25 protein-coding genes and 1 pseudogene are annotated in these 21,411 nt (G+C 58.9%); 23 read left to right on the top strand and 3 right to left on the bottom strand.

The annotated features are described in order from the left end of the window. Positions 1-32: 32 nt before the first annotated feature. The 17 genes from BLU01_RS17850 (at position 33) to BLU01_RS17765 (ending at position 12,159) form a co-directional block, all read left to right on the top strand. Entirely contained in the window at positions 33-302 is a 270-nt protein-coding gene (locus tag BLU01_RS17850) for a helix-turn-helix transcriptional regulator (RefSeq protein ID WP_092278015.1), read from the top strand. After that, positions 302-601 (top strand): helix-turn-helix domain-containing protein, encoded by a 300-nt coding sequence (locus BLU01_RS17845; protein ID WP_092278013.1) that lies wholly within the window; start codon positions 302-304, stop codon positions 599-601. Before BLU01_RS17850 ends, BLU01_RS17845 begins: the two co-directional genes overlap by 1 nt. Next, positions 598-1,071: a Rha family transcriptional regulator gene (locus BLU01_RS17840; RefSeq protein WP_092278011.1), complete on the top strand. Its 474-nt coding sequence runs from the start codon at positions 598-600 to the stop codon at positions 1,069-1,071. The genes BLU01_RS17845 and BLU01_RS17840 overlap by 4 nt, the downstream gene beginning before the upstream one ends. A gap of 478 nt (positions 1,072-1,549) precedes the next feature. Continuing rightward, positions 1,550-1,846 (top strand): hypothetical protein, encoded by a 297-nt coding sequence (locus tag BLU01_RS17835; protein ID WP_092278009.1) that lies wholly within the window; start codon positions 1,550-1,552, stop codon positions 1,844-1,846. Further along, a complete protein-coding gene (locus BLU01_RS17830; RefSeq protein ID WP_092278007.1) occupies positions 1,843-2,166 on the top strand; it encodes a hypothetical protein in 324 nt (107 codons plus the stop codon). The genes BLU01_RS17835 and BLU01_RS17830 overlap by 4 nt, the downstream gene beginning before the upstream one ends. Then, positions 2,163-2,660 carry a hypothetical protein gene (locus BLU01_RS17825; RefSeq protein WP_092278005.1) on the top strand — a complete coding sequence of 166 codons (498 nt, stop codon included), beginning with the start codon at positions 2,163-2,165 and terminating at the stop codon, positions 2,658-2,660. The genes BLU01_RS17830 and BLU01_RS17825 overlap by 4 nt, the downstream gene beginning before the upstream one ends. Positions 2,661-2,664: 4 nt before the next feature. Next, a complete protein-coding gene (locus BLU01_RS17820) occupies positions 2,665-2,952 on the top strand; it encodes a hypothetical protein (protein ID WP_092278003.1) in 288 nt (95 codons plus the stop codon). Next, positions 2,945-3,172 (top strand): hypothetical protein, encoded by a 228-nt coding sequence (locus BLU01_RS17815; protein ID WP_092278001.1) that lies wholly within the window; start codon positions 2,945-2,947, stop codon positions 3,170-3,172. Before BLU01_RS17820 ends, BLU01_RS17815 begins: the two co-directional genes overlap by 8 nt. Further along, entirely contained in the window at positions 3,169-4,050 is an 882-nt protein-coding gene (locus tag BLU01_RS17810) for a toprim domain-containing protein (RefSeq protein WP_092277999.1), read from the top strand. The genes BLU01_RS17815 and BLU01_RS17810 overlap by 4 nt, the downstream gene beginning before the upstream one ends. After that, positions 4,037-5,839 carry a DUF927 domain-containing protein gene (locus BLU01_RS17805; RefSeq protein WP_092277997.1) on the top strand — a complete coding sequence of 601 codons (1,803 nt, stop codon included), beginning with the start codon at positions 4,037-4,039 and terminating at the stop codon, positions 5,837-5,839. The genes BLU01_RS17810 and BLU01_RS17805 overlap by 14 nt, the downstream gene beginning before the upstream one ends. Before the next feature lie 336 nt (positions 5,840-6,175). After that, positions 6,176-6,487: a hypothetical protein gene (locus tag BLU01_RS17800; RefSeq protein WP_092277995.1), complete on the top strand. Its 312-nt coding sequence runs from the start codon at positions 6,176-6,178 to the stop codon at positions 6,485-6,487. After that, positions 6,484-7,089: a hypothetical protein gene (locus BLU01_RS17795; protein WP_092277993.1), complete on the top strand. Its 606-nt coding sequence runs from the start codon at positions 6,484-6,486 to the stop codon at positions 7,087-7,089. The genes BLU01_RS17800 and BLU01_RS17795 overlap by 4 nt, the downstream gene beginning before the upstream one ends. A gap of 501 nt (positions 7,090-7,590) precedes the next feature. Continuing rightward, positions 7,591-8,214, top strand: coding sequence for a tail assembly protein (locus tag BLU01_RS17785; protein WP_092277989.1), 624 nt, complete (start codon positions 7,591-7,593; stop codon positions 8,212-8,214). Continuing rightward, positions 8,211-8,858 (top strand): tail assembly protein, encoded by a 648-nt coding sequence (locus BLU01_RS17780; protein WP_092277987.1) that lies wholly within the window; start codon positions 8,211-8,213, stop codon positions 8,856-8,858. The genes BLU01_RS17785 and BLU01_RS17780 overlap by 4 nt, the downstream gene beginning before the upstream one ends. 49 nt (positions 8,859-8,907) lie before the next feature. Further along, entirely contained in the window at positions 8,908-9,264 is a 357-nt protein-coding gene (locus BLU01_RS17775) for a hypothetical protein (RefSeq protein WP_092277985.1), read from the top strand. A 170-nt stretch (positions 9,265-9,434) separates the two neighbouring features. Further along, positions 9,435-9,821, top strand: a complete 387-nt coding sequence (locus tag BLU01_RS17770; protein WP_231987092.1) for a response regulator — start codon at positions 9,435-9,437, stop codon at positions 9,819-9,821. An 883-nt stretch (positions 9,822-10,704) separates the two neighbouring features. After that, a complete protein-coding gene (locus tag BLU01_RS17765) occupies positions 10,705-12,159 on the top strand; it encodes a TrkH family potassium uptake protein (protein ID WP_092277983.1) in 1,455 nt (484 codons plus the stop codon). 707 nt (positions 12,160-12,866) lie between these two features. Here BLU01_RS17765 and BLU01_RS17760 read toward each other — a convergent pair. Beyond that, a complete protein-coding gene (locus BLU01_RS17760) occupies positions 12,867-13,109 on the bottom strand; it encodes a hypothetical protein (protein WP_157720170.1) in 243 nt (80 codons plus the stop codon). Here BLU01_RS17760 and BLU01_RS17755 point away from each other — a divergent pair. The 3 genes from BLU01_RS17755 (at position 13,108) to BLU01_RS17745 (ending at position 15,232) form a co-directional block, all read left to right on the top strand. Beyond that, complete coding sequence (locus BLU01_RS17755) at positions 13,108-13,434, top strand: hypothetical protein (RefSeq protein ID WP_157720169.1); 327 nt, start codon at positions 13,108-13,110, stop codon at positions 13,432-13,434. The genes BLU01_RS17760 and BLU01_RS17755 overlap by 2 nt on opposite strands. A 384-nt stretch (positions 13,435-13,818) precedes the next feature. Next, positions 13,819-14,043 (top strand): hypothetical protein, encoded by a 225-nt coding sequence (locus BLU01_RS17750; RefSeq protein WP_092277980.1) that lies wholly within the window; start codon positions 13,819-13,821, stop codon positions 14,041-14,043. A 988-nt stretch (positions 14,044-15,031) separates the two neighbouring features. After that, entirely contained in the window at positions 15,032-15,232 is a 201-nt protein-coding gene (locus BLU01_RS17745; RefSeq protein ID WP_092281642.1) for a hypothetical protein, read from the top strand. Between the two features lie 222 nt (positions 15,233-15,454). Here BLU01_RS17745 and BLU01_RS28025 read toward each other — a convergent pair whose 3' ends face one another. Then, entirely contained in the window at positions 15,455-15,775 is a 321-nt protein-coding gene (locus tag BLU01_RS28025; protein WP_092277979.1) for a hypothetical protein, read from the bottom strand. Positions 15,776-16,519: 744 nt separating this feature from the next. Between BLU01_RS28025 and ggt the strand changes: the two genes are divergently transcribed. Together ggt and BLU01_RS17730 are read left to right on the top strand one after the other, a co-directional pair. Beyond that, positions 16,520-18,352: a gamma-glutamyltransferase gene (gene ggt, locus BLU01_RS17735; protein WP_092277978.1), complete on the top strand. Its 1,833-nt coding sequence runs from the start codon at positions 16,520-16,522 to the stop codon at positions 18,350-18,352. 186 nt (positions 18,353-18,538) lie between these two features. Further along, positions 18,539-18,718, top strand: a pseudogene (locus tag BLU01_RS17730) (transcriptional regulator); the annotation flags it as partial. 19 nt (positions 18,719-18,737) lie between these two features. Here the strand turns inward: BLU01_RS17730 and ddlA are convergent. Further along, positions 18,738-19,832, bottom strand: coding sequence for a D-alanine--D-alanine ligase (ddlA, locus tag BLU01_RS17725; protein WP_092277977.1), 1,095 nt, complete (start codon positions 19,830-19,832; stop codon positions 18,738-18,740). 151 nt (positions 19,833-19,983) lie between these two features. Here ddlA and BLU01_RS17720 point away from each other — a divergent pair, with 151 nt between their 5' ends. Further along, positions 19,984-21,234 carry an MFS transporter gene (locus tag BLU01_RS17720; protein ID WP_092277976.1) on the top strand — a complete coding sequence of 417 codons (1,251 nt, stop codon included), beginning with the start codon at positions 19,984-19,986 and terminating at the stop codon, positions 21,232-21,234. Positions 21,235-21,411 lie beyond the last annotated feature (177 nt).

The raw sequence follows: 21,411 nt of genomic DNA, 5'->3' as shown, positions 1-21,411 counted from the left end.
TTCCTGTCTACATCAGTATCGGGAAACGTAAAATGCACACAATTCACGCACCGCACCAATCATCTACCGCGTCGGCGCAGAACTTCGACCCAGCAATCACCCTGATTCGCATGCCGGATCTCGAAGCCATCACCGGCCTCGCCCGTCCCACCGTCTACAAACGCCTAAAAGACGATCCGACCTTCCCCCGCCCTGTGCCGCTGAGCAACAGCAAGTCGCGTGGTTCGCCGGTAGGTTTTGTCCTGGCCGAAGTACACGCATGGGTGCGCCAACGTATTGCACTGCGCGAGGTGGCCGCCTAATGAACAAAAAAAAGGCCGACCAACAGGCCAGCCACAAAAATACTCGAGTCGAGAATACCAGCGGAACCGCACAACGCGCTCGCCTTTTGGAGCGCCTGCAAGCTGGCCCGATTGATACCTTCACCGCCATCCGCGAACTGAATATCGTCCGCCCTGGTGCGCGCATTAATGAACTGCGCGGCCTGGGCCACAAGATCCTGACCCACCGCCTCACCCTGACCGACGATCAAGGGCGCACTCATCAGGGCATGGCGCTCTACTACCTCAGCACCAACCCGCCAGCGCAGGTGACAGCATGAATGCAATCACGCTGACCCACACCGGGAACGAACCACGCGTGGATAGCCGCCAGCTCGCGAAGCAACTGGGAACCAAGCACAAAAACCCAATGGCGCTGATTGAGCGCTACCTGGCGAAATTTGAAGAGTTCGGGGTTGTTCCTTTTCAAACGGAGAAACCCTTGGCCGGAACTGCTGGTGGTAGGCCGGAGCGCTTCGCCCTGCTGAACGAAGATCAAGCGTTCTTCCTGCTGTCGTTGTCCCGCAATACCGACCGCGTTGTGGAGCTTAAAGCGAGCCTCATCATGGCGTTTCGCGAGGCTCGTTACGGGCACGCTTGCCAGACGCTGGAGGCCCGAAAGAATGACGCTAGCAACAGCGGCCGGCGCCTTGCGCACTGGCGCTACGACAAGCCAGGCGTGTACGCGCACGTCGCCCATTTGAGGGAGCAACTGAAGCTGCCAATCGATTCTGAGGACTTTTGCCCATGACAGCGATGCTCATGATCAGCGATAAACGGTCGATAAGTTTTCTTGCAAGCAGTCGTGCTCGTCGGTATGGTTTGCCAGTCGCTGCAAATTCAGCGACCGACCTTGGCGGGTCGCTCAGTAAACGGCGCAACAGCGCCCCCATTACGATTGCAGGCGCTTTTTTTGTGCCCGCATTCTCGTGTTATGGCGGGTTGCGCAGGAGCACCCTTGGGTGCGCCGGGTTCCGTTTACCCCGGTCCGCCAATCCTGTGCAACTCGCCACCCTTATCTGCTTGGCGGCAGACCGGAGTGGCTCCAATGAAGTAAACGGAGCTCCACCCATGAAACACGCCCTAATTCCGTCCGCAATTCGCGCATTTGCTCACCGCCGCATGGCCTTGAGCGCCCTCCGCGCAAACTCTTCCCTGTCCGTTCGCCTCGCCCGTTACAACGCCCATATGGCCATCGTTCGCTCGCTGGAATCTCCGGAGAGTGCCCAATGAGCCGCAATCTGTTCGACGTCGCCTATGCATCCCTCGATGACCTGTACGAGATACAGGACGCGTTCAAACAGATGGATGCTGTGTTTGAAGTTCTCGCCTCGAAGTACCCGGCCGGTAGCCTTGCCAATGACCTCGCGCAGTTGGGACAGGCCGTCAACAATGACTGGGCCACAAAAGCGGCTCAGTGGGCTGAGTGCTTGGATGATGAACTGGACGGCTTCCCGGTAGAAGCCCAAGCCTACATTCAGAAGAGCCTGCGCCGTGAAGTGCTGCGCGCTGGGAGTACCCAATGAAAACTGCGAATTGGAAAGACCTACTCATCAGCGGCCAAGAGATGAAGCAAATGCCTCTGGGCGACCTCGATGCGATCAGCGGCGCCGGCGACAGCTATCTCCACTCCATTGCACAAGGCATTTCTGGCATAGGCAACCTGCTGGCTTGTACGGCATCGAATGGCGTCTCCGGCCTCGATCCGGAGGCGGTTACGAAAATCGGCTGGATGCTTGACGCGCTGGGCGGCCTCATCAGCAACCTTTCCGACGTGGCGGCCGAGGCGGATAACCTGGTGTGCGATCAAGAAACGACCGGCGTGCGCAAGGGAGGTGCCCAATGATCCAGCCAATGAAGTTCAAGCCGCGCAAAACACATCCGCTTCACCGCCTCCCCTACGTCGGCTGCGAAAACTATGTCGACCGCTACGGCCGCATCGGCTATTGGGATGTGCCTCTGGCTGGCGGATATAACGGCGGATGGCAGACCGGTCGGGCGCTCGGGAACATCGCGATCAAGCACATGAGCCAGCACGATCACGACGGCGATGGTGGCCACCTCAAAAGCATCGCCTCCGCCTGGCTCCAACGGGCCAGCACTGCAACACCCGATGAGCTCGACACTCTGCAGGGGCAGGTGCTGGGGTTCATGACAGTCATTGGCATCTGGACACATTCCGCAGCGGCTCAATCGAGCTGCAAACTGGCCGATTGCGACGAGAAGACCGAACTCAAAACAGCCAACGCGGGCATTGGATTCCCAGCATCCGGAGCGAGTCGAGGCAGTGCCGTTAAACAAAGAACACGCAGTTCGAACGCTGATTCGATAAAGGGTTAAGACCATGAAAATTCAAAACGGCGCATCTGCGTCGACGGGATCGGCTTGCCTGAAGAAAGCCACCGAGCTGTTTTACGTCACGCACCCAAAGGTGCCCAAGGCATTGCTGGGACCGTTCTTGACCGAGGCCGACGCCGAGTGTGGGCGCGTTGTTATGCGTAGCGCTGGCGCCCAGGTGACGGCCTGCTTGGTTGACGCAATTGACGACATTACCCGCTGGCACGGAGTGAACAACGGTCAAGTTTGCCGGGCCTTTGCTGGCGCTGATCGCCGGGAGGTCAGCCATGGGTGACGTGACCCCAATCAAGCGCAAGGGCAGTGACGGCCCACCCGCTGCTGGCGCCCACATCGACAGCGCCAGCTATGTGCTGCTGGTGGAAACACTGGTCGGCTTCTTGGAACTGCGCATCTCGGAAGGCGACCAAGGCCGCCAGTGCGATGAATTGGAGCGCCTGACTCAGAAACTGGAGAACTTGGCCAAGCGGCTTACCCCGCCAAAGGGGGCCGCATGACTGACGCAACGATCCTATTCCGTGATGCGCTCCAGGCAGTCTATGGCCCTCTCGACTGGCTACCAGAGCCCGACGGTGCAATCCACCGGTTCCGTGTGCCGGAGGATAAGCCTGGCTCGCTCAACGGCTGGTATGTGCTGTACCTGGACGGCATTGCCTCCGGCGCTTTCGGCAGTTGGAAAACCGGTGGCGCCAGCACTTGGTGTAGTCGTGAGCCGGTGGACGCTCGCGAAGCGGCCCAGATCCGCGAGCGGGTTGACCAGGCCCGGCGCCAGCGCGAAGCCGAGCAACACCGGCGCCAGCAGCAGGCCGCCGAGAAGGCTAATCACTGGTGGCGCAATGCGCGCCGCGCCTCACCCGACCACCCGTATCTGGTAGCCAAGGCGGTTCGCTCCTACGGCCTGCGCCAGCGTGGCACTGACCTGCTGATCCCGCTGTACCTAGATGGGCGCTTGGTCAACCTGCAACGAATTGCTCCCGACGGCGACAAGCGCTTCCTGTTCGGCGGCCGTATCAAGGGCACGTATTCGCCGCTGGGCATCATCGAGCCCGGTTCTGTGCTTTGCATCTGCGAAGGGTGGGCGACGGCCGCAAGCCTCCACCAGCACGGCGGCTACGTCGTTGCCGCTGCCATGAACGCGGGCAACTTGATCCCGGCGGCGATGGCCCTTTGCGCTCGCTACCCGGGCCAGCCAATCGTCATCGCCGGCGACGACGACCGGCTTACCGATGGCAACCCGGGGCGCGCAGCGGCAAACGCAGCGGCGGCGGCAGTGGGTGGCCAAGTGGCTTTCCCCGAGTGGCCAGAGGGCGCTCCCGATGACCTCACCGACTTCAACGACCTCGCACAGTGGAAACTCGCCAATGGCCAAGCCTGACACCAACGTGATCAACCTTCGGCCAGAAGCCGCCACCATCGCTCCGGCTCGGCCGTGCTGGGCGGTGTACGAGCACTGGGTGACCAACGAGAACGGCCGCAAGCTGCGCCCCGGCGTGTACTGGCACAGCTTCAAGCGCACCGCCGCTGATCAGGACGACGCTGAGAACGATGCCACGGACCGACCGATCACCGATGAATGGATCTCCAGCCCCGTCACGGTCGTGGCCCGCACCACCAACAGCGACGACGGCAGCGAGGGGCGACTGCTCCGCCTGGTCACGGAAGGCGGCATCAAGGAATGGATCATCGCCATGGAAGTGTTCGGAGGCAGCGGCGAGGACGCCCGACGCGCCCTGTTCGGGATGGGCGTTATTATCGCCCTCAAGAAACGCGGCACGTTCATGGAGTACCTGCTCGACCAGCATCCTGCAGAGGTGTTCGCCACTACCTGCCGGCCGGGCTGGCATGAGTCGGGCGCATTCGTGCTGCCTGGGCGAACCATCGGCAGCGCTAATGTGCGGTACCAGGCCAGCAACAAGGCTCAGGTACTTTTCAGCCGGCGCGGCGAGCTGGCGCTGTGGCAATCGGAGGTGGCCGCCAAGTGCGCGGGCAACCCGGTGCTTACACTGGCGATCGGCTGCTCACTGGCTGGCCCATTGCTGAGTTTGGTGGGCGTACTGGGCGGTGGTGTTCACCTGGTGGGCGATAGCTCGAGCGGCAAGTCGCTGGCGCAACTGATCGGCTCGTCGGTATGGGGCGACCCTGGCGTATTCGCCGCCAGCTGGGATATGACCAAGGGCGGGCTTGAGATCGAGGCGTCGAGCCGTAACGACACCATCCTGCCGCTGGACGAGATCAAGCGCGCCGACCCGAAGCGGGTACAGGAAATGGCCTACTCCCTCGCCAACGGTCAGGGCAAAGGCACCATGACCCGAGAACGTGAAGGCCGGGCGAAACTGAGCTGGCGCCTCCTCACGCTCTCCAGCGGCGAGCGGTCGCTGTCCGAGCACGCCGCCATATCCGGTAACGCTGCTCACGCTGGCGCCGAACTGCGCATGGTCGACGTGAACGCCGGCACCCGCACCCATCGCGCCTTCGATGAATTGCACGGCCTTGAAGGCGCGGACTTCCACCGGCAGCTGACCGTCGCGGTCGGCGCACACCACGGACATCTCGGCCCGGCATTCGTCGAGCATCTGGTCGCGGCCGATGACAAGCCTGGCCTGCTCAGTGACTTTGACGGCATCCGCGCGCAGTTCGTCGAGGACAATGCCCAGGCCGGCCGGGTGGCTGACCGGTTCGCCGTGATCGCGCTGGCGGGCGAGATGGCCATCGCCTTCGGATTGCTCCCGTGGGAGCCCGGCACCGCCCTCGCCGACTGCCGCCTGCTCTATGGCGAATGGCTCTCCCGTGTCGGCGGAGGGAATGCCGAAGACCGCCAGATCCTGGCCGGCATCATCGACTTTATCGACAAGCACGGCAGCAGCCGCTTCTCGGACGTGGACGCACCGGAGGCCGACGCCAAGGTGTTCAACCGTGCCGGGTACTGGGAGGTAGTCGCCAACAAGCGACTGTTCCTATTCAACAAGTCCGCACTCATCGAAGCCGCCCACGGTTTCGGCCTTACCCGCGTCATCAAGGCGCTGGAGGTTGGCGGCGCCCTGGCCAAGCGCGACACCGATCGGGATAGCCGCAAGACGAAAAAGTACCGCATCCCCGCCGGCGGATCTGCTCGGCTGTACGTCATCGACCCTGAAGCTCTGGACGGCGAAGGCGGTGCCGTATGACCTCCACCAACACCAGAGACGAATGCCCAACTTCACAGGAACCTACAAACGTGGGGAACAGGGGGAACGGGGGAACAGCCAGCAAAGACGCGGCCTGTAGCCGTTCCCCCTTATTTGGTGTTTGGGGAACAGGGGGAACACAAACATGTTTTTGAATATAAGCGAACAGCGCTTTATTGATGTTTGGTTATCACTGTTCCCCACAAAAAAACGTGGGGTACAGAACCCCCCTCTGAAAGCCCCGGAATCATTGGTTGTTCCCACTGTTCCCCCGTTCCCCCGTTTTTTTTTCACAGACACATTTGGGCAATGGGGCAAATCAGGCCAGGTGAAGCCATGAGCCTACTTTCCAACCTGCTCGATCAGGTGCCGCCGACCATCGCGAGTACCACCACGGAGGAAGCCCGCCGCCCTGCGCCCCGTCCGTCGCTGGCGCTGGACACCAACGCGGAACGCCGCCCCCGGTTTGTGACTGAGCCTCACGCAAGCGCCGCCACAGCCACGCCTGAATGGCGGCTGGCGCGCGACGCCTACCTAAACCACGTTATGGCCTGCCCATCGTGCTACGCGCCCACCAGTCGCTATTGCCCCGCTGGCGCCGAGCTGCGCGCCGAGTACGACCGCACGCCCATGGAGACGCAGCCTTGAAGACCAATGTCGTTATCGCCCTGCTGGAAATCGCACAGAAGCCAGGCGCCAGCATGAGTACGAGCCTGATCACTACGCGCCGGATCTGCCGCATCTTCGGGCAGCGGGCAGACGCCATACGAAGCGAGCGTCGAGCCATACGTCGTGAGGCCAGCAAACTGCGCCACTACCTCCCGTTCACCGCCAACAAGATTTACGAGATTCAACAGCAGTCCACGGACCATCGGCGCGCCGAGTGGGATGACTTGCGCAAGGTGCTGGGGGCGTTCGGCCGGTCGCTCATGCTGGACACCGAAGGGCTGATGGATGGCCTGGGCTTCGACCGGGTGTGCGATCTGCTCGCGGTGAACACCGTGGAGCGTGAGGCGGCGAGGAAAGACGGCGTGAACGGTTTGGCGGAGCTGGTGTTCGCCCATTCCATGGAGGACAGCGCCGCACGCCGAGGGCAGGAATGGAATGACGCGCCGTTGTTCAACGCCTGTCAGATCGCGACCGCCAACTTCATCAGGGACTGCCCAGCGCATTTACGACCAGACCCTTTTGCACCTGGCGCACCGTTTGGACCAAAGCTCCCGCCCACCCTGAGCATCGTCGGCAAGTAGAAACCCAATTACGCGACACGTTTTGTGAATCACGAAAACGTGTCGCGACACGGAGCAACACGACCGGGTATCAGCCCATAACGAGCGCCAGTGGCGCACCAGAGGTACATATGACGGAACAGGACAGCAACGCAGCTAGCCAACCGCCGACACATCGGGATCGCTTCGAGGAGGCATGCAAAACCAATCGGTTTGAGTCGCACCCTCTGAGTCAGGGACCAGATTCCGGCTATTTGGTTTGGGATGTTCAGCATGTCCGCGATGGCATGAAGGTGACCATCGACGGACCGTTTTTTACTGAGGAGGAGGCGCGAGTTTCGGCGGACCTGCTGCGAGGAACGTTTCGTGGAGCCAGAGCTTACAAGGCTATCTACGACAGGATTTGGAACTACGACCCTCAGCGAGAGCAGGTGACATTCGACCAAGCGCGTATGTCGCGATCGCTACTCGCCATCCGCCTCGGCGTATCCATGCCAGCTACCAACACTTAGGAGAAAGACCATGGCCGCAACAGCAGCGCACTACAAACCACGGACAACGATCCAGCTCAGCAGCATATTGGGGAGAAAGTTTTTCCGGCAGAAGGATTACCTGCTCGAAACCGGCAACGCATGGGAAGTGTTCAGGGCGTTGAGGGCAACGGTCGAAGGGTTCACTGAGGAGGTCGCCCGCCTTCAACGTCTGGGTATGAGGTTCGCCATTATCCGCAACGGCAAGAATGTTGGTGAGAAGGGTTTCGAGCTGGGCGGCATAAGGACGCTGAAAATCGTCCCGGTGATTAGTGGGAGTAAGCGCGCAGGAAGCCTGCAAACGATCATCGGTGTTGTGATGATCATCGCGGCGACGATCGCGACAGGCGGGGCGGGTGGGTTTGCTGCTGGTGGAGCGTGGGGGGCTGTGGGTGCTGCGGGCGCCTCCGCAGTCATCGGCGGCGTCATACAAATGACTAGCCCTCAACAGCGCGGGCTTCAGTCAAGCTCGGCCCCTGAAAACCGGCCGAGCTACGCGTTCGGCTCGGCTCGGAACACCACGGCGAGCGGCAACCCTGTGCCGATCTGCATCGGCGACCGCCGGTGGGGCGGCATGATCATCTCGGCATCGATCTTTGCAGAGGACAAGGTATGAGTGAATTCAATTCCGTCCCGAATGATCGCATCAGGGAGATACGTCTGGACGGCGCGCTAGGAAAGCGTTTTGGGAAACAGCATTTCCTCGCGGTGGCCAACATTGCGGAAGGTATACGTGCGCTGGGCGTGCTGGAAAAGGGCTTTACTCAGTACCTGAACGAATCAAGGGAAAAAAGAATCGTATTTGCCGTTTACTACGGCGATCGGAACATTGGACCTGGTGAGTTACGCGACCCGCCGGGCAGCGGGGTCATGCGAATCACCCCGGTCGTTGAGGGAAGCAAAAACAGTGGTGGCCTCCAGACGATAGTTGGTATTGCGCTCGTCGTGGCCGCCAGCTACTTTTCTGGCGGCTTGGCTGCTGGTGCCGGTGGTTCTACAGCATTGTTTGGTGCGGGTAGTGCCTGGGGCGTTGTCGGCACGGTCGGTATCTCGCTTGCCCTTGGCGGTGTCGCTCAGATGGTCGCCGGTACCGCGCCGGGCATTGATAGTTCGGAAGCCGCAGATAACCAGCCCAGCTACAACTTCAGCGGCATCAAAAACACAGTGACCCAAGGAAACCCCGTGCCGCTCTGTTACGGCGAGATGGTGGTGGGCTCCGCTTGCGTATCGCTCGGCGTCGTCGCGGAAGATCAGCAGTAGCAGAGGCCTGCCGATGGTAGGCTGCGCATTCACTTCAAGGAGTAGGCAAATGAAATTACGGATTCTCGCGATGGTCTGCGTTGTCGCGCTGAGTGGATGCGCAACTTCCATTCAGGAGATGAGGGATCGAGGCCCGCAGAAGAGTTTCACCTCCACAAAACCAGAGCAGGAAGTGGCGGAATGCATTCTGTATGCCTGGCAAAACGAATCATTGGCGGGCGTTCACTATGATGTGAGTCTCCAGCCAAGGCCGGGCGGCGGAAAGTCTGTCGTTAACGCTGGCAATAGGGAGATGACAGATGTAATCGGCAGCAAGGCAAAAACAAAAGTCGAGTTTTTTACCAATGGCGGGGGCATGAGCTGGATATCAGACCGCCGAGCAGCAAGTATCAAACCCTGTTTGTAACGCGTCCGAGAGAGCCCATATGATCCCAGTGGGACCATATGGTCTGTTTCACGCAGCGTGGTAACCACTGCCGGTAACCACCAAAAGTAACCACGGCGCACAGCCTATTTCTGAGAATGCGCTTACACTCGACACTCAAACCCACGGGCACCCCGTAGAAGGAACCTAGCGTGATCGGTAGTCGAGATGCAATTGGCACCGCCCTCGGACACATAATCGTCATTGAAGACGAACCGGTTGTAAGAATGCTTTTGGAGGAAGCGTTGGCAGAAATTGGATTCAGCTCAGCCGCCTTCGACAACACCACTGAAGCGCTGGCGCATCTCATAAGTTTGAAGGGGGTTTGTTCACTGATCATCGTGGACCAGGGACTTCCTAGAGGAATCCAGGGAATAGAGCTAATCCACATAGCAAATGAAAGGTGGCCAGTGATCCCTTCCATCCTCACATCTGGCGACTTGGTCGACGAGCAGGTCATACCGCCGTCAGCGACCTACCTACAAAAGCCTTATAACCTGGACCAGCTAGAGCAAGCCATTACAGCGGTAATGCAATAGCGCGCCCACTCTTCAACTGAGGGTTACTTTTCAAAATTTTTCAGGTTCGCCCCCCAGGGCGATGTTAAGTTTTGCTAAGTCCCTGCCTTCCGCCAACTGATAGTTCACCTACGATTTCGGCCATCCCGGCAGGCAGCGATCAGACCACCCTGGTAGCCGCCCCCGATGAGCATCGCCGCACCTTTGCAGCTTCGCTAGCAGCTCTCTTAATGCGAGCATTCGTTCCCTGAATATCTCCTCTTGTTCCTCCAAGCGCAGTCGCCCAATACGGGCCTCAGCGATTAGGTCACGGGCCAGTGCCCGCTGATCGGCAGAATAGGCAACTAGAAGACGTACACCACAGGCGGGCGACTGAGTTGTTCCAAGGAGTGAGCGTGGATGAAGGAGAGAAGACATAGCGCACCGAATTCTTTGCTGTTTCTAGGGAGACACATGGAACAAACAACATTCCCAGCTCATTAGACGATCGGTCGCGACGGATGACATGGATCGATCGGTATCCACGTTGGTAAACACGGTATGGGCTGGATGCAGCGATCGATTACCAGCCTGGTTAATATACTTTTGATTGAGTCAGGCCGCACAAGCCGAAAAATCCATCCACTAGGAACTGACCTTACTGCCTAGGGTGTAACAGGGATTGGGGAAGTTTCACCCGGGGTTTCGCCACGTACGTCACGCCCGCTCCAACCTTAACAATTGTTAACAGGTTGTCCGATCAGCACCAGCCCGCACCATAACTTTTGATAACAGGCTGGCCGGTGGCTACTAGCAGCAGTGATGATCGGGCTCGCTCTTTTCGAGTGGATGAAACCAAATATTCAGTGGTAGGCAGCGCGATGTAACTGGTAATTTGCTGCGCTTCTCTATCAGAGCATTGTCTATGTTCATCGCAGCTCTGCGGCTTATCGGATTTATCCTAGGTATTTTTTTGATCGCCTTGGCAATCAGCATGATGATTCCCCTGGTGACGCTGGTGGGCTATGACCGCAGCGATGATCTGCATGCGTTTCTCTGGTCGAGCCTAATCACCTTCGCGAGCGGTGTGGCACTGATTAGTCGCGGTCGTCCGGAGCTTGCCCAACTTCGACCCAGAGATATGTACTTGTTAACCACAGCCAGCTGGGTGGTCGTGTGCTCGTTCGCAGCCTTGCCCATGGTGTTCATAAGCAATATCACCTACACCGACGCTTTCTTCGAAACGATGTCCGGCATCACTACGACTGGATCAACAATTCTTACGGGGCTGGATACGGCGTCCCCAGGCTTACTGATCTGGCGCTCGATGCTCCATTGGTTGGGGGGGATCGGTTTCATTGGTATGGCCGTAGCGATCTTGCCTCTGCTGAGAGTCGGCGGTATGCGCTTGTTCCAAACAGAATCTTCAGACTGGTCGGAAAAGGTAACGCCTCGCTCACATGTAGCGGCCACATACATTCTCTGGCTGTATATCGCCCTTACGGGAATTGCCACGCTGGCACTGTGGGCGGCGGGGATGACGCTATTCGAAGCGATTAATCACGCAATGTCGTTAATTTCGACCGGGGGATTCTCGACTTCGGATGCCTCCTTGGCGCACTGGCCTCAACCGGCTATCCATTGGGTGGCCGTGGTGGTCATGATCCTCGGCAGTCTACCTTTCACCCTGTATGTCGCCACCGCAAGGGGCAACAAAAGTGCGCTAATCAAAGACCAGCAAGTAAGGGGGTTTCTCGGCTTTTTGGTGATTACCTGGTTACTATTCGGCACATGGTTGTGCTTCAACAGCGATTACAGTTGGTGGGAGTCTTTTCGAATTGTGGCTGTCAATGTGACCTCGGTTGTGACCACGACGGGGGTCGCCCTAGGGGACTACACCTTATGGGGTAGCTTCGCGGTGATGCTGTTCTTTTATTTGACCTTCGTGGGAGGTTGCTCCGGATCTACAGCAGGGGGCCTTAAAATATTCCGTTTTCAAGTGGCCTTTTCACTACTGTCGGGCAGCCTCAATAAACTGATACATCCCCGCTCGGTGATCCGTAAGAAATACAACGGCCATCTCATTGACGAAGACATCGCACGATCCCTTCTGACCTTCACATTTTTTTTCAGCACTACCATCGGCGTCATCGCCCTGGGTTTAGCCCTACTCGGTCTTGATTGGACGACCGCTTTGACCGGAGCCGCCACAGCGGTGTGTAACGTTGGTCCCGGTCTAGGCCCGATAATTGGACCGGCTGGCAACTTCTCAAGCTTGCCCGACGCGGCAAAATGGCTGCTGACCATTGGCATGCTTCTGGGGAGGCTGGAAATTCTGACGGCTCTGGTACTTTTCACACCAGCCTTTTGGAGATATTAATTTTTTCACGGGCGGGGATTCACCATTTGCCCTGCCACCGCTCCGAGGACTGGTTGAGGCCATCCGTGTACGCCTCAAACTGCTATTACGTAGCAGTTTCAATGTCAGGTTTTGTCAGGTTTTCGGGCAGTCCAATGTTAAGTTTTGATAAGTCGCTCGATGACAGGTTTTGACAGGTTCCCGCCTCGAAAAAAGGTTAAGTTTTGTTAGGTCGCTAGCGCTGACCAGATCGGCCGGTATCCATGCTGGTATCCACGGTTTAGCGCTGATTCAGGCGGTGACCAGGCGCGGTGACCACCATCAGTGACCACATTTCACTGGTCACCAGCCATCGAACCCTTGCCTGCGAAAACCAACCCCATGAATGACAGGCGTCAAGCGCGGCCCAGAGGTTTTCGCGCAGTACTTCGCGCACGAACGTCGCGCACCCGGCCAATGCGCGACGTCCTCCCCAGCGAGGTTCCACGCAGAATTCACGCAGCATATTCACGCACTGGAGCCGTGTAACAGTCGGTGTAACAGCAGAACCCGCTGTTACAGATCGGGACCGCGTAATGCCCAAGCCAACATAAAGCCGCTCCAGCGCCAGCGAAGGTCCATCGCATGGGTGCGCAGTGATCGCGCAAATTGCGCACACCAAGTACGCAGTTAGGTACGCACGATCGGTACGCACTCTGGGGTGCATATCGGCAGCAGGTTCACAGTTGTTAGCTCTCCGCAGTCTCTATGAAAGCTTTCTTTTTGGCATGAGCCCCTAGTGCGGCGAACCGATGCCAGAAGCTTTGCGGGGTTCCTTTGCCAAGTTGCCCTAGCTCATAAAGTGTTTGAAGCCCTTCCAGCGCCTGATCCTTAGTGAATGTCGAACCAAGTGCCTCTAATGCTAATCGTGCGTTGCGTCGAAAGCCGTAATTCAATTCGTGTCCAGCTTGAGTCAGGCGATACATCGACATGTTTGCGACCTCCCATTCATATCCGTTATCCATGATAGCCCTCGAGCTTGCGCCTGCCGCGAACCTGCGCACCCGAGGTTCGCACTTCTGGTTCGCCCCCTTCTACGCGATGCTGGCGCAAACCTGGCTCGTGGTTACCAGCGCGGTTACCACTGATGGTTACCAGTTCGCACGCTTTACCGAAGTCGACTCCATGTCAGGTTTTGTCAGGTCCGAGCGTGTGAAAAACGACACTCTGTGTAGGAATCAACACGGTTTCGAGCGCGCAAAGGTGATGGGCTATGCCTATGCCCTGGCGCCAGCTTTTACTTTGACCCCACTTTGACGGAATGCGAGACCGGCATGAGACGGAATCCAGGCCAGTGGGCGTCTGAGGCTTATTGCGTGGCCAACCCGTCAAACAAGCGCGCCACGGCCACTGATACCCCTGACAGACCCCAGACGAATACGGCGCTTTCGACCCTCCTACTTTTACCTGGCCTTTACCGAATCGCTGGCCAATGTGAGACAGGCATGAGACGGATGCGGCGAGCGTGGCCGCCTGAGAACCCGCAGCGGCCCCAGCGGGCGGGGCTCACGCATTAGATGCGGGGAAATCCCGTATCACATCGCCAGGGCACTTTTCCGCCGGCAGACGCAGACCACGTAAAGGTGATCCCGGGCATTCACGCCGCCGGTGGTACGCTCTGTCGAAACACGGAGAGCTACCATGACGAATACCACACTGATTGCCAGCCTGTTCGACCGCCTCAATCAAAATCAACTCGCCCTGAGCGCCGCGGTGGAGGAGCTTTCAAACTGGGTCGAGCAGCGCGGATCGGCGGGCATTGCCAACAACGTGCGCGGCGTGCTGGAAACTCTCGACGAGAACCTGGTGTACATTCGCCAGGGCATTGCTGAGCTGACCGTCGCCGGCAGCCTGGGGCAGTCGTGACGCTGGGTAGGATTCTGGACAGTTCTGGACGGATCGCGGCGCGGCACGCAACCTGACTCAGGCCGGGAGCCTCAGCGATCAAGGGCTCCGACAGATCGGCTTAGCAGGTCGGATAGTCACCACGTCCAGAATTAGGGGTGTGTCCCGCCTCGGGCGGTACCGAGAGCCACCTCAGAAGTCCAGAGATGGAAATATGGCCCTCAAATCCTTGACCATCCTTGACGGAGCCTTGACCAAATTCTTGACAGGTCTTGACGGATTTATCCGGCACTACCAACGGCTTGAACGCTGAAAGCCAAGCAGGTCAAGGCTTTGCGAGCATTTTGGCAGCCTGGCCAGCACCAGCCTCGTCTAAAAATCGAGAGGCGGCCGTCAAGGTGACTGCGCGATCAATATCAAGCCCCTGCTGGCGGGATGGGGTGGTGAAATACCGGGTCAGATAATCCTTAGCGCGCCAAGCAATATTAGACAGGCTCTAGACGGATTTTCGCCGACAGACCAGAGCTAAACTGCCCGCAGCCCAAGCAATACGTCGCTGACAGCCTGATAGGTGGTGTGCTGGTGCTTGATACTGGTCAAGTATTTACGGGGGGCTTACGGCGACCTAGCAGCAGGTCGCGGACGATCAAAGCCTAGCTTGATTACCTTGGCCGTAGGCCGTCCAGTTCGTCCCAAGGGTTTGCCCCAGATCTCAACTGAGCGCACTGCGGCTTATGAGGAAACGCAACCTCTCGATTTGACTCTGGCTGCTTTGCATTGCAATTTTTGCAAGTGATCGTGGCCTGGTAAATCGACCAATTTGAATGCCATGCGAAAAGCTTTTCGGAGGGAGTCATGTGCTTGCATTCCAAAAAATCAGGCGAAATCTGTAACGATGTTTATAAATGACCCTTGGCAGACTTCGAAGTTTCCAATTAGCCCAAGGTACGACCATCTGCGCATTAACAGCCGCTAGCACATGACTGAGCGCACATTCGAGGATAGAGCCGTGTCCGTTATTGACTGTGTTTATCTACCCGCCGACAAAGTTGTGTTTCCGCCCGAACTGGCGCTGCTGATTGTCAGAAAGGCCAGCGCAATGGCGGCAGCATTCGAGGAGCAGGCGCTTGACCAACTGACCAAGGATGCGCGCCGTGCTTTGAAGCATGGTTCAGACCCGCGGCGCGTCATCAGGGCAATGCGCCTGTAGGCGGGAAAAGGAACTGCCGGGATCTCGGTATTTTTCCAGTACCTGCCATACCGAAATGGGAGCCCAGACTAATTACGGAGAATCCAGGACAATACCCTTTCGCGAAACACCTCATGAATGACCACTAGCCTGATCCGGGGTTGTCGGGCGTGACGACTGCGCGTTCTGCTGTTACATCGGCTGTTACACCCTGCCTTAAAGTGCCCTGCTGGGCGCACAGCCTTAAACTTTTCGGTAGACGCCTAGTCGCGCCGTAGATGAAAGTGGCATCAGCTTTGTCGCTGTGAGAATGATTGCCCGAGCCACACCGAAGGCTAGCGCAGCGCTCATAGATTCTCCCGGCCGCTCCTTGTAGTACTCCTCGAAAAGCATTGATCCCTTCCCGTCATAGGCTCCGACAAATAGCTGAACCGCACCAGCGCGGGAGGTTCGTACTTGCACATCAATCTGTCCACCGTCTGATAGCAAGCCATCGTGACATCGATTGTGAAGCTCGCTATCCGACCATTCCCAAAAAACCCGTCTTCGTTGTTTCAGATACATCTGCCGTGGCCTTCGAGAAGTTTGGTCTCTTTTACTCTCTATTTAGTCTGGCGAGTAAATAACCTTACGAATTAATGAACTTTCACCAAGCCACGGAGTACCCCCGCCTCTTTCTGATAACAGCCTGCCGATGAGCGAAGCGCACCCGCTTGAAAAAACTCATTACCATTACCGCTCGGATCATCCGCTACCATCGTGCCTTGGTTCCGGCGTGCGCCTTGGGTGCTACCACATTTCCCACCGCACACCATTACGTCGAAGCGACCCCGGCGGTGATGCTTTCGCTTTATCTGGATAGGGTTCTTTACCGCTCGTCGGCAACAGTGGGCAGCCTTGGGCGTAACTTTCGTTCGGTATGGAGATGGCCGAAAATTGCCCAGCAGACGGCGCCGTGTATCCCCATGTGTATCCCTTGAAAATACGAACAAACAAATAACCAACAAAAACAGCGAGTTAAATAACGGGTTCAAATGTCTGTGTAGCCACCAAGTACTAAAAACGGCTTACCGAAAGGTAGGCCGTTTTTTTATGCCTCGAAAAAAGTCTCGTAAATCAAAGCGTTGGGCACGCATCGCAGCCAGCGCCGGGAAGAGTTGATTTTCTGACGGCGCGGTGGCCTTCGCCCCTACAGAAAATCCACCGGTTGATGGAGGACAAAAGCACTGTCGCGCTCGGCGCTGGTTTGCGTCCTGCCCGGTCGGCCGATACAGTCGCCAGACCTTTCCCACGGACGGAGTGCCTCACGTGTTCTCAGCCTTCCACCTCAGTCGCTATCGCCTGTCAGCGATTTCGTTGATCGCCACCGCGCTGACCCTCGCCGCATGCAACGCCCCACCCACCGCTACTCTGCCCCTCGCCCCGGAAGCCGCTTCGGGTTTTCGCACTGATCTGCAAACTCGTCACGCCTCGAAACACATGGCGGCGGCAGCCAATCCACTGGCGGCCGAGGCCGGGCGGGCGATGTTGCGTCAGGGCGGTTCGGCGATTGATGCGGCAATTGCCATGCAAGCGGTGTTGACCCTGGTGGAACCGCAATCCTCAGGCATCGGCGGCGGTGCGTTGATTGTGTTGTGGGACGGCAAGGCTGTGCGCACGTATGACGGCCGCGAGACCGCTCCGTCCGGCGCCACCGAGAAACTTTTCCTGCAGGCCGATGGCCAACCGATGCCGTTCACTCAGGCGCAAATCGGTGGTCGTTCGGTGGGTACGCCGGGGGTGCTGCGCGCGCTGGAACTGGCGCATCAGCAACACGGGCGCCTGCCGTGGGCGACGCTGTTCGAACCAGCGATCAAACTCGCGGAGCAAGGCTTTGCGATCTCGCCGCGCTTGCATCAACTGATCGCTTCCGACTCGTCGATGCGCCGTTCGCCGGACATGATGGCGTACTTTCTCAACGCCGACGGCAGCCCGAAAGCCACCGGCACATTGCTGAAGAATCCGCCCCTCGCGGCCGCGCTGAAACGGATCGCCAAAGAAGGTCCCGACGCGTTGTACAAAGGGCCGATTGCCGAAGAAATTGTCGCCAAAGTCCAGGGCCATCAAAACCCCGGCAGTTTGTCGCTGAACGATCTTCAGGGTTATCAGGCCAAGGAACGCGCGCCGCTGTGCACCGATTACAAGCGCTGGCAAGTTTGCGGCATGCCGCCGCCCTCCTCCGGCGGGATCGCCATCGCGCAGATTCTCGGCACGTTGCAAGCACTGGAAACCCGCGACCCGCGCTTCGCGCTCGCGCCGCTGAAACCAGTGAAAACCAACAAACCCGCCGGCATCGAACCGACGCCTGAAGCGGTGCATCTGATCTCCGAAGCCGAACGCCAGGCCTACGCCGACCGCGCGCAATATGTCGCCGACAGCGACTTCGTGCCGGTGCCGGTCAAAGGCCTGATCGACCCGAACTACCTCGCCAGCCGCGCCGCGCTGATCGGCGAGCGGAGCACGGGCACGGCCAAACCCGGCACGCCACCGGGCATTCAAGTGGCCTACGCGCCCGACCGTTCGCCGCTGCGCATTTCCACCTCGCAAGTGGTCGCGGTCGATGATCTGGGCGGCGCGGTGTCGATGACCACCACCGTCGAATCGGCGTTCGGCTCGCACCTGATGGTCCAAGGCTTCCTGCTCAATAATCAGATGACCGACTTCTCGTTCATCCCCGAAGAAAACGGGCAGAAAGTCGCCAACCGCGTCGAACCCGGCAAGCGCCCACGCTCGTCGATGGCGCCAACCCTGATTTTCGACCGCCAGAGCGGCGAATTCCTCGCCACGCTCGGTTCCCCCGGCGGCTCGCAGATCATCGAATACGTCGCCAAATCCGCCATCGGCCTGCTCGACTGGAACCTCGACCCGCAAACCGCAATCAACCTGCCCAACTTCGGCAGCCGCAACGGCCCGACCGAACTCGAACAAGGACAATTCAGCCCGGCGCTGATCCAGGCGCTGCGGGACAAGGGACACGCGGTGAACGAAATCGACATGACCAGCGGCACCCAAGCGATCGTTCGGGTCAAGGACGCGCAGGGAAAATCTGCACTGGCCGGCGGGGCCGACCCGCGACGTGAGGGAGAAGCATTGGGGGATTGATTCTTACGCTGGCAGGAGAAAAGGCTTACCGCGAGGTAAGCCTTTTTTGGTGGAAGATGTTCCCGATCCTGCCGGCAAGCGCAGCGTTTTCCTACACGCAACTTGAAGACACGCACGTAAAATTCGGTCCACATTCCCGGTAATCCAAAAATCATCGGCGCTGATAACGTCGAGATGGAGTCATTCATGAACAGCGATATCCATCCGATTAACACCGACGCCCAATACCGCGCGGTGTTACGGACCGTGTCCGCTCTCTTCGACAACGAGCCTGAGCCAGGAACGCTGGAAGGTGTCTACTTTGAAGCCATGATCACCCTCATCGAGGCATTTGAGTCGATGCATGTTCAGATAGAGCCGACGAACTCGGGGCGCAAACAATCCGCTACCGACTAATCTTCAACCCCTTGCGCACCTCATGCCTCTGCACCGCCAAATCAATCAGGCGGCTCACCAGTTCGCTATAGCTCATGCCCGTCGCCTGCCAAAGTTTGGGGTACATGCTGATGCGGGTGAAGCCGGGCAGTGAGTTGATTTCGTTGATCAGCACTTCGCCGCTATCGGTCAGGAACACGTCGACCCGCGCCAGCCCGGAGCAGCCGAGCAACTGGAACGCTTCTACCGCCAAGGTGCGGATGCGTTCGCTGGACTCGGCGCTGATGTTGGCCGGGACCACGACTTCGGCGGCCTGGTCGTCGATGTATTTGCTGTCGTAGGAATAGAAGCCGCTGCGCACCACGATCTCGCCGCAGCCGCTGGCAATCGGTTGGTCATTGCCGAGCACCGCGCATTCGATTTCGCGACCGATAACGGCGGATTCGACCAGGACTTTTTCGTCGAAGCCCAGCGCCAGTTCGACTGCTGCCGCGTATTCGGTTTCATGGGTGACTTTGCTGACGCCGACCGAAGAACCCTGATTCGCCGGTTTGACGAACAGCGGCAAGCCGAGTTTGCCTTGCACCTCGGCGAAGTCGATACGCGCAGCACTGGCGCGGTTGAGGGTGATGAAAGGCGCGACGGCGATTCCGGCATCACGCAGCAGGCGCTTGGTGATGTCCTTGTCCATGCACACTGCCGAACCGAGCACATCGGAACCGACGAACGGCAAATCGGCCATGCGCAACAGTCCTTGCAGGCAACCGTCTTCGCCAAGGGTGCCGTGGACAATCGGGAAGATCACATCGACGTGGCCGAGCAGTTCCTGACTGGAGGTTTCGACCAGTTGCTGACTGGCCTTGCCCGGCACCACCGCCAACTCGCGATTGGATTGATTGAGGGCGATCAGCGCCGGGTTTTCCTGGTTGAGCAGGAAGTTCGAGGGATCGTTGAGGTGCCAGTGGCCCTGCTTGTCGATGCCGATCAGCACCGGTTCGAAGCGTGAGCGATCCAGCGCATCGACGATGTTTTTCGCCGATTGCAGCGACACCTCATGCTCGGCCGAGCGGCCGCCAAAAATAATCCCAACGCGTAACTTGCTCATTGCCTGGCCTCATCGTGAACGTGCTGCTTCATAACACGGCGGCACCGATGATTTAAAGCGACTGCAACTTCGCGCTGCGGTCGGCGGTCATTGCTGAAGAGTCTTTGTGAATGCGCAGCACGCGCCTGCGCCCCGTCCTGTGAGGCCGCCCTTGAACGCTTCGACCGATCGTCGCAACGCCCTCTCACTCGACGGGCTGAATTTCTTTCTCGCCGACGTGCGCGACGGCCTCGGGCCGTACCTGGCGATTTATCTGTTGGCGGTGCACAACTGGGACCCGGCGAGTATCGGCCTGGTGATGACCGTTGCCGGCATCGCCGCGCTGCTGACGCAAACCCCGGCGGGCGCGCTGATCGACCGCACCCGGCGCAAACGCACAGTCGTGATCGCCGCCGCGCTGCTGGTGACGGTGAGTTGTCTGCTGCTGCCCTTCATCACTTCTTTCACTTGGGTGGCGCTGACCCAAGCATTGAGCGCGGTCGCCGCATCGGCGTTTGCCCCGGCTATTTCCGCGATTTCGCTGGGCATTACCGGGCCGCGCGCCTTCACCCGCCGCACCGGACGCAATGAAACCTTCAACCACGCCGGCAACGCGGCTGCGGCGTTGTTGGCGGGGGGATTTGCCTACCTGTTCGGGCCGGTGGCGGTGTTTTATTTGATGGCGGTGATGGCGCTGGCCAGCGTGATTGCGATCAGTTTTATCGCGCCGCACGCCATCGACCATGACGTCGCCCGAGGCTTCGATCCGCAAGGCCCGGCGCACGGCGAACAGCCTTCCGGGCTCAACGTGCTGCTGCACAATCGGCCGCTGCTGATTTTTGCGATCTGCTGCGGACTGTTTCATCTGGCAAATGCCGCCATGCTGCCGCTGGTCAGTCAGAAGTTGTCCTTGGTCAATCTGCAAATGGCCACGCCGCTGACGTCTGCCTGCATCGTCGCTGCGCAGTTGGTGATGGTGCCGGTGGCGTTGCTGGTGGGCTGGAAAGCTGATGTGTGGGGACGCAAACCGTTGCTGCTCGCCGGTTTCCTGATTCTGCCGTTGCGCGGCGTGCTCTATACGCTGTCGGACGACCCGTACTGGCTGGTCGCCGTGCAATTGCTCGACGGCGTCGGCGCGGGAATCTTCGGCGCGTTGTTTCCCGTGGTGATCAAGGACCTGACCCAAGGCACCGGGCGCTTCAATGTCAGCCTCGGCGCGTTGTCGACGGTATTTGGCCTCGGCGCCGCGCTGAGCAACGGCTTGGCTGGTCTGGTGGTTCAGCAAGCGGGTTACAGCGCGGCGTTCCTGACATTGGCGGCGGTCGCAGCGGCCGCGTTGGTATTGCTGCTGGTGGCGATGCCGGAAACGCTGGACCGGCAGGCTGCGGTGGTGGATAAACCGGCAGTTGCCGCGCTGAATTGATCAGCGATTGGCCAGCAGATCCCTGTAGGAGCGAGCCTGCTCGCGATTGTGGTGTGTCAGGCGCCATCAATGTCACCTGACATTCCGCCATCGCGAGCAAGCTCGCTCCCACAAGGGTTTTGGGTGTTCGGGATTACGAGGTTAACGCCTGGCCGCCCAGCGGATCACCAATTTCCA

The organism is Pseudomonas prosekii (genome assembly GCF_900105155.1).
Taxonomy (GTDB): domain Bacteria; phylum Pseudomonadota; class Gammaproteobacteria; order Pseudomonadales; family Pseudomonadaceae; genus Aquipseudomonas; species Aquipseudomonas prosekii.
This window is presented reverse-complemented; position numbering and strand designations above follow the sequence as displayed.

Excerpts from the sequence above, each read along its gene's own strand:
- BLU01_RS17835 (WP_092278009.1), top strand. The coding sequence starts at position 1,550 with ATGAGCCGCAATCTGTTCGACGTCGCCTATGCATCCCTCGATGACCTG.
- BLU01_RS17845 (WP_092278013.1), top strand. The coding sequence starts at position 302 with ATGAACAAAAAAAAGGCCGACCAACAGGCCAGCCACAAAAATACTCGA.
- BLU01_RS17760 (WP_157720170.1), bottom strand. The coding sequence starts at position 13,109 with ATGTCGATGTATCGCCTGACTCAAGCTGGACACGAATTGAATTACGGC.
- BLU01_RS17815 (WP_092278001.1), top strand. The coding sequence starts at position 2,945 with ATGGGTGACGTGACCCCAATCAAGCGCAAGGGCAGTGACGGCCCACCC.
- BLU01_RS17850 (WP_092278015.1), top strand. The coding sequence starts at position 33 with ATGCACACAATTCACGCACCGCACCAATCATCTACCGCGTCGGCGCAG.
- ddlA (WP_092277977.1), bottom strand. The coding sequence starts at position 19,832 with ATGAGCAAGTTACGCGTTGGGATTATTTTTGGCGGCCGCTCGGCCGAG.
- BLU01_RS17775 (WP_092277985.1), top strand. The coding sequence starts at position 8,908 with ATGAAATTACGGATTCTCGCGATGGTCTGCGTTGTCGCGCTGAGTGGA.
- BLU01_RS17750 (WP_092277980.1), top strand. The coding sequence starts at position 13,819 with ATGACGAATACCACACTGATTGCCAGCCTGTTCGACCGCCTCAATCAA.
- BLU01_RS17780 (WP_092277987.1), top strand. The coding sequence starts at position 8,211 with ATGAGTGAATTCAATTCCGTCCCGAATGATCGCATCAGGGAGATACGT.
- BLU01_RS28025 (WP_092277979.1), bottom strand. The coding sequence starts at position 15,775 with ATGTATCTGAAACAACGAAGACGGGTTTTTTGGGAATGGTCGGATAGC.
- BLU01_RS17785 (WP_092277989.1), top strand. The coding sequence starts at position 7,591 with ATGGCCGCAACAGCAGCGCACTACAAACCACGGACAACGATCCAGCTC.
- BLU01_RS17805 (WP_092277997.1), top strand. The coding sequence starts at position 4,037 with ATGGCCAAGCCTGACACCAACGTGATCAACCTTCGGCCAGAAGCCGCC.
- BLU01_RS17755 (WP_157720169.1), top strand. The coding sequence starts at position 13,108 with ATGTTTGCGACCTCCCATTCATATCCGTTATCCATGATAGCCCTCGAG.
- BLU01_RS17820 (WP_092278003.1), top strand. The coding sequence starts at position 2,665 with ATGAAAATTCAAAACGGCGCATCTGCGTCGACGGGATCGGCTTGCCTG.
- BLU01_RS17765 (WP_092277983.1), top strand. The coding sequence starts at position 10,705 with ATGTTCATCGCAGCTCTGCGGCTTATCGGATTTATCCTAGGTATTTTT.
- BLU01_RS17810 (WP_092277999.1), top strand. The coding sequence starts at position 3,169 with ATGACTGACGCAACGATCCTATTCCGTGATGCGCTCCAGGCAGTCTAT.
- BLU01_RS17825 (WP_092278005.1), top strand. The coding sequence starts at position 2,163 with ATGATCCAGCCAATGAAGTTCAAGCCGCGCAAAACACATCCGCTTCAC.
- BLU01_RS17800 (WP_092277995.1), top strand. The coding sequence starts at position 6,176 with ATGAGCCTACTTTCCAACCTGCTCGATCAGGTGCCGCCGACCATCGCG.
- BLU01_RS17830 (WP_092278007.1), top strand. The coding sequence starts at position 1,843 with ATGAAAACTGCGAATTGGAAAGACCTACTCATCAGCGGCCAAGAGATG.
- BLU01_RS17840 (WP_092278011.1), top strand. The coding sequence starts at position 598 with ATGAATGCAATCACGCTGACCCACACCGGGAACGAACCACGCGTGGAT.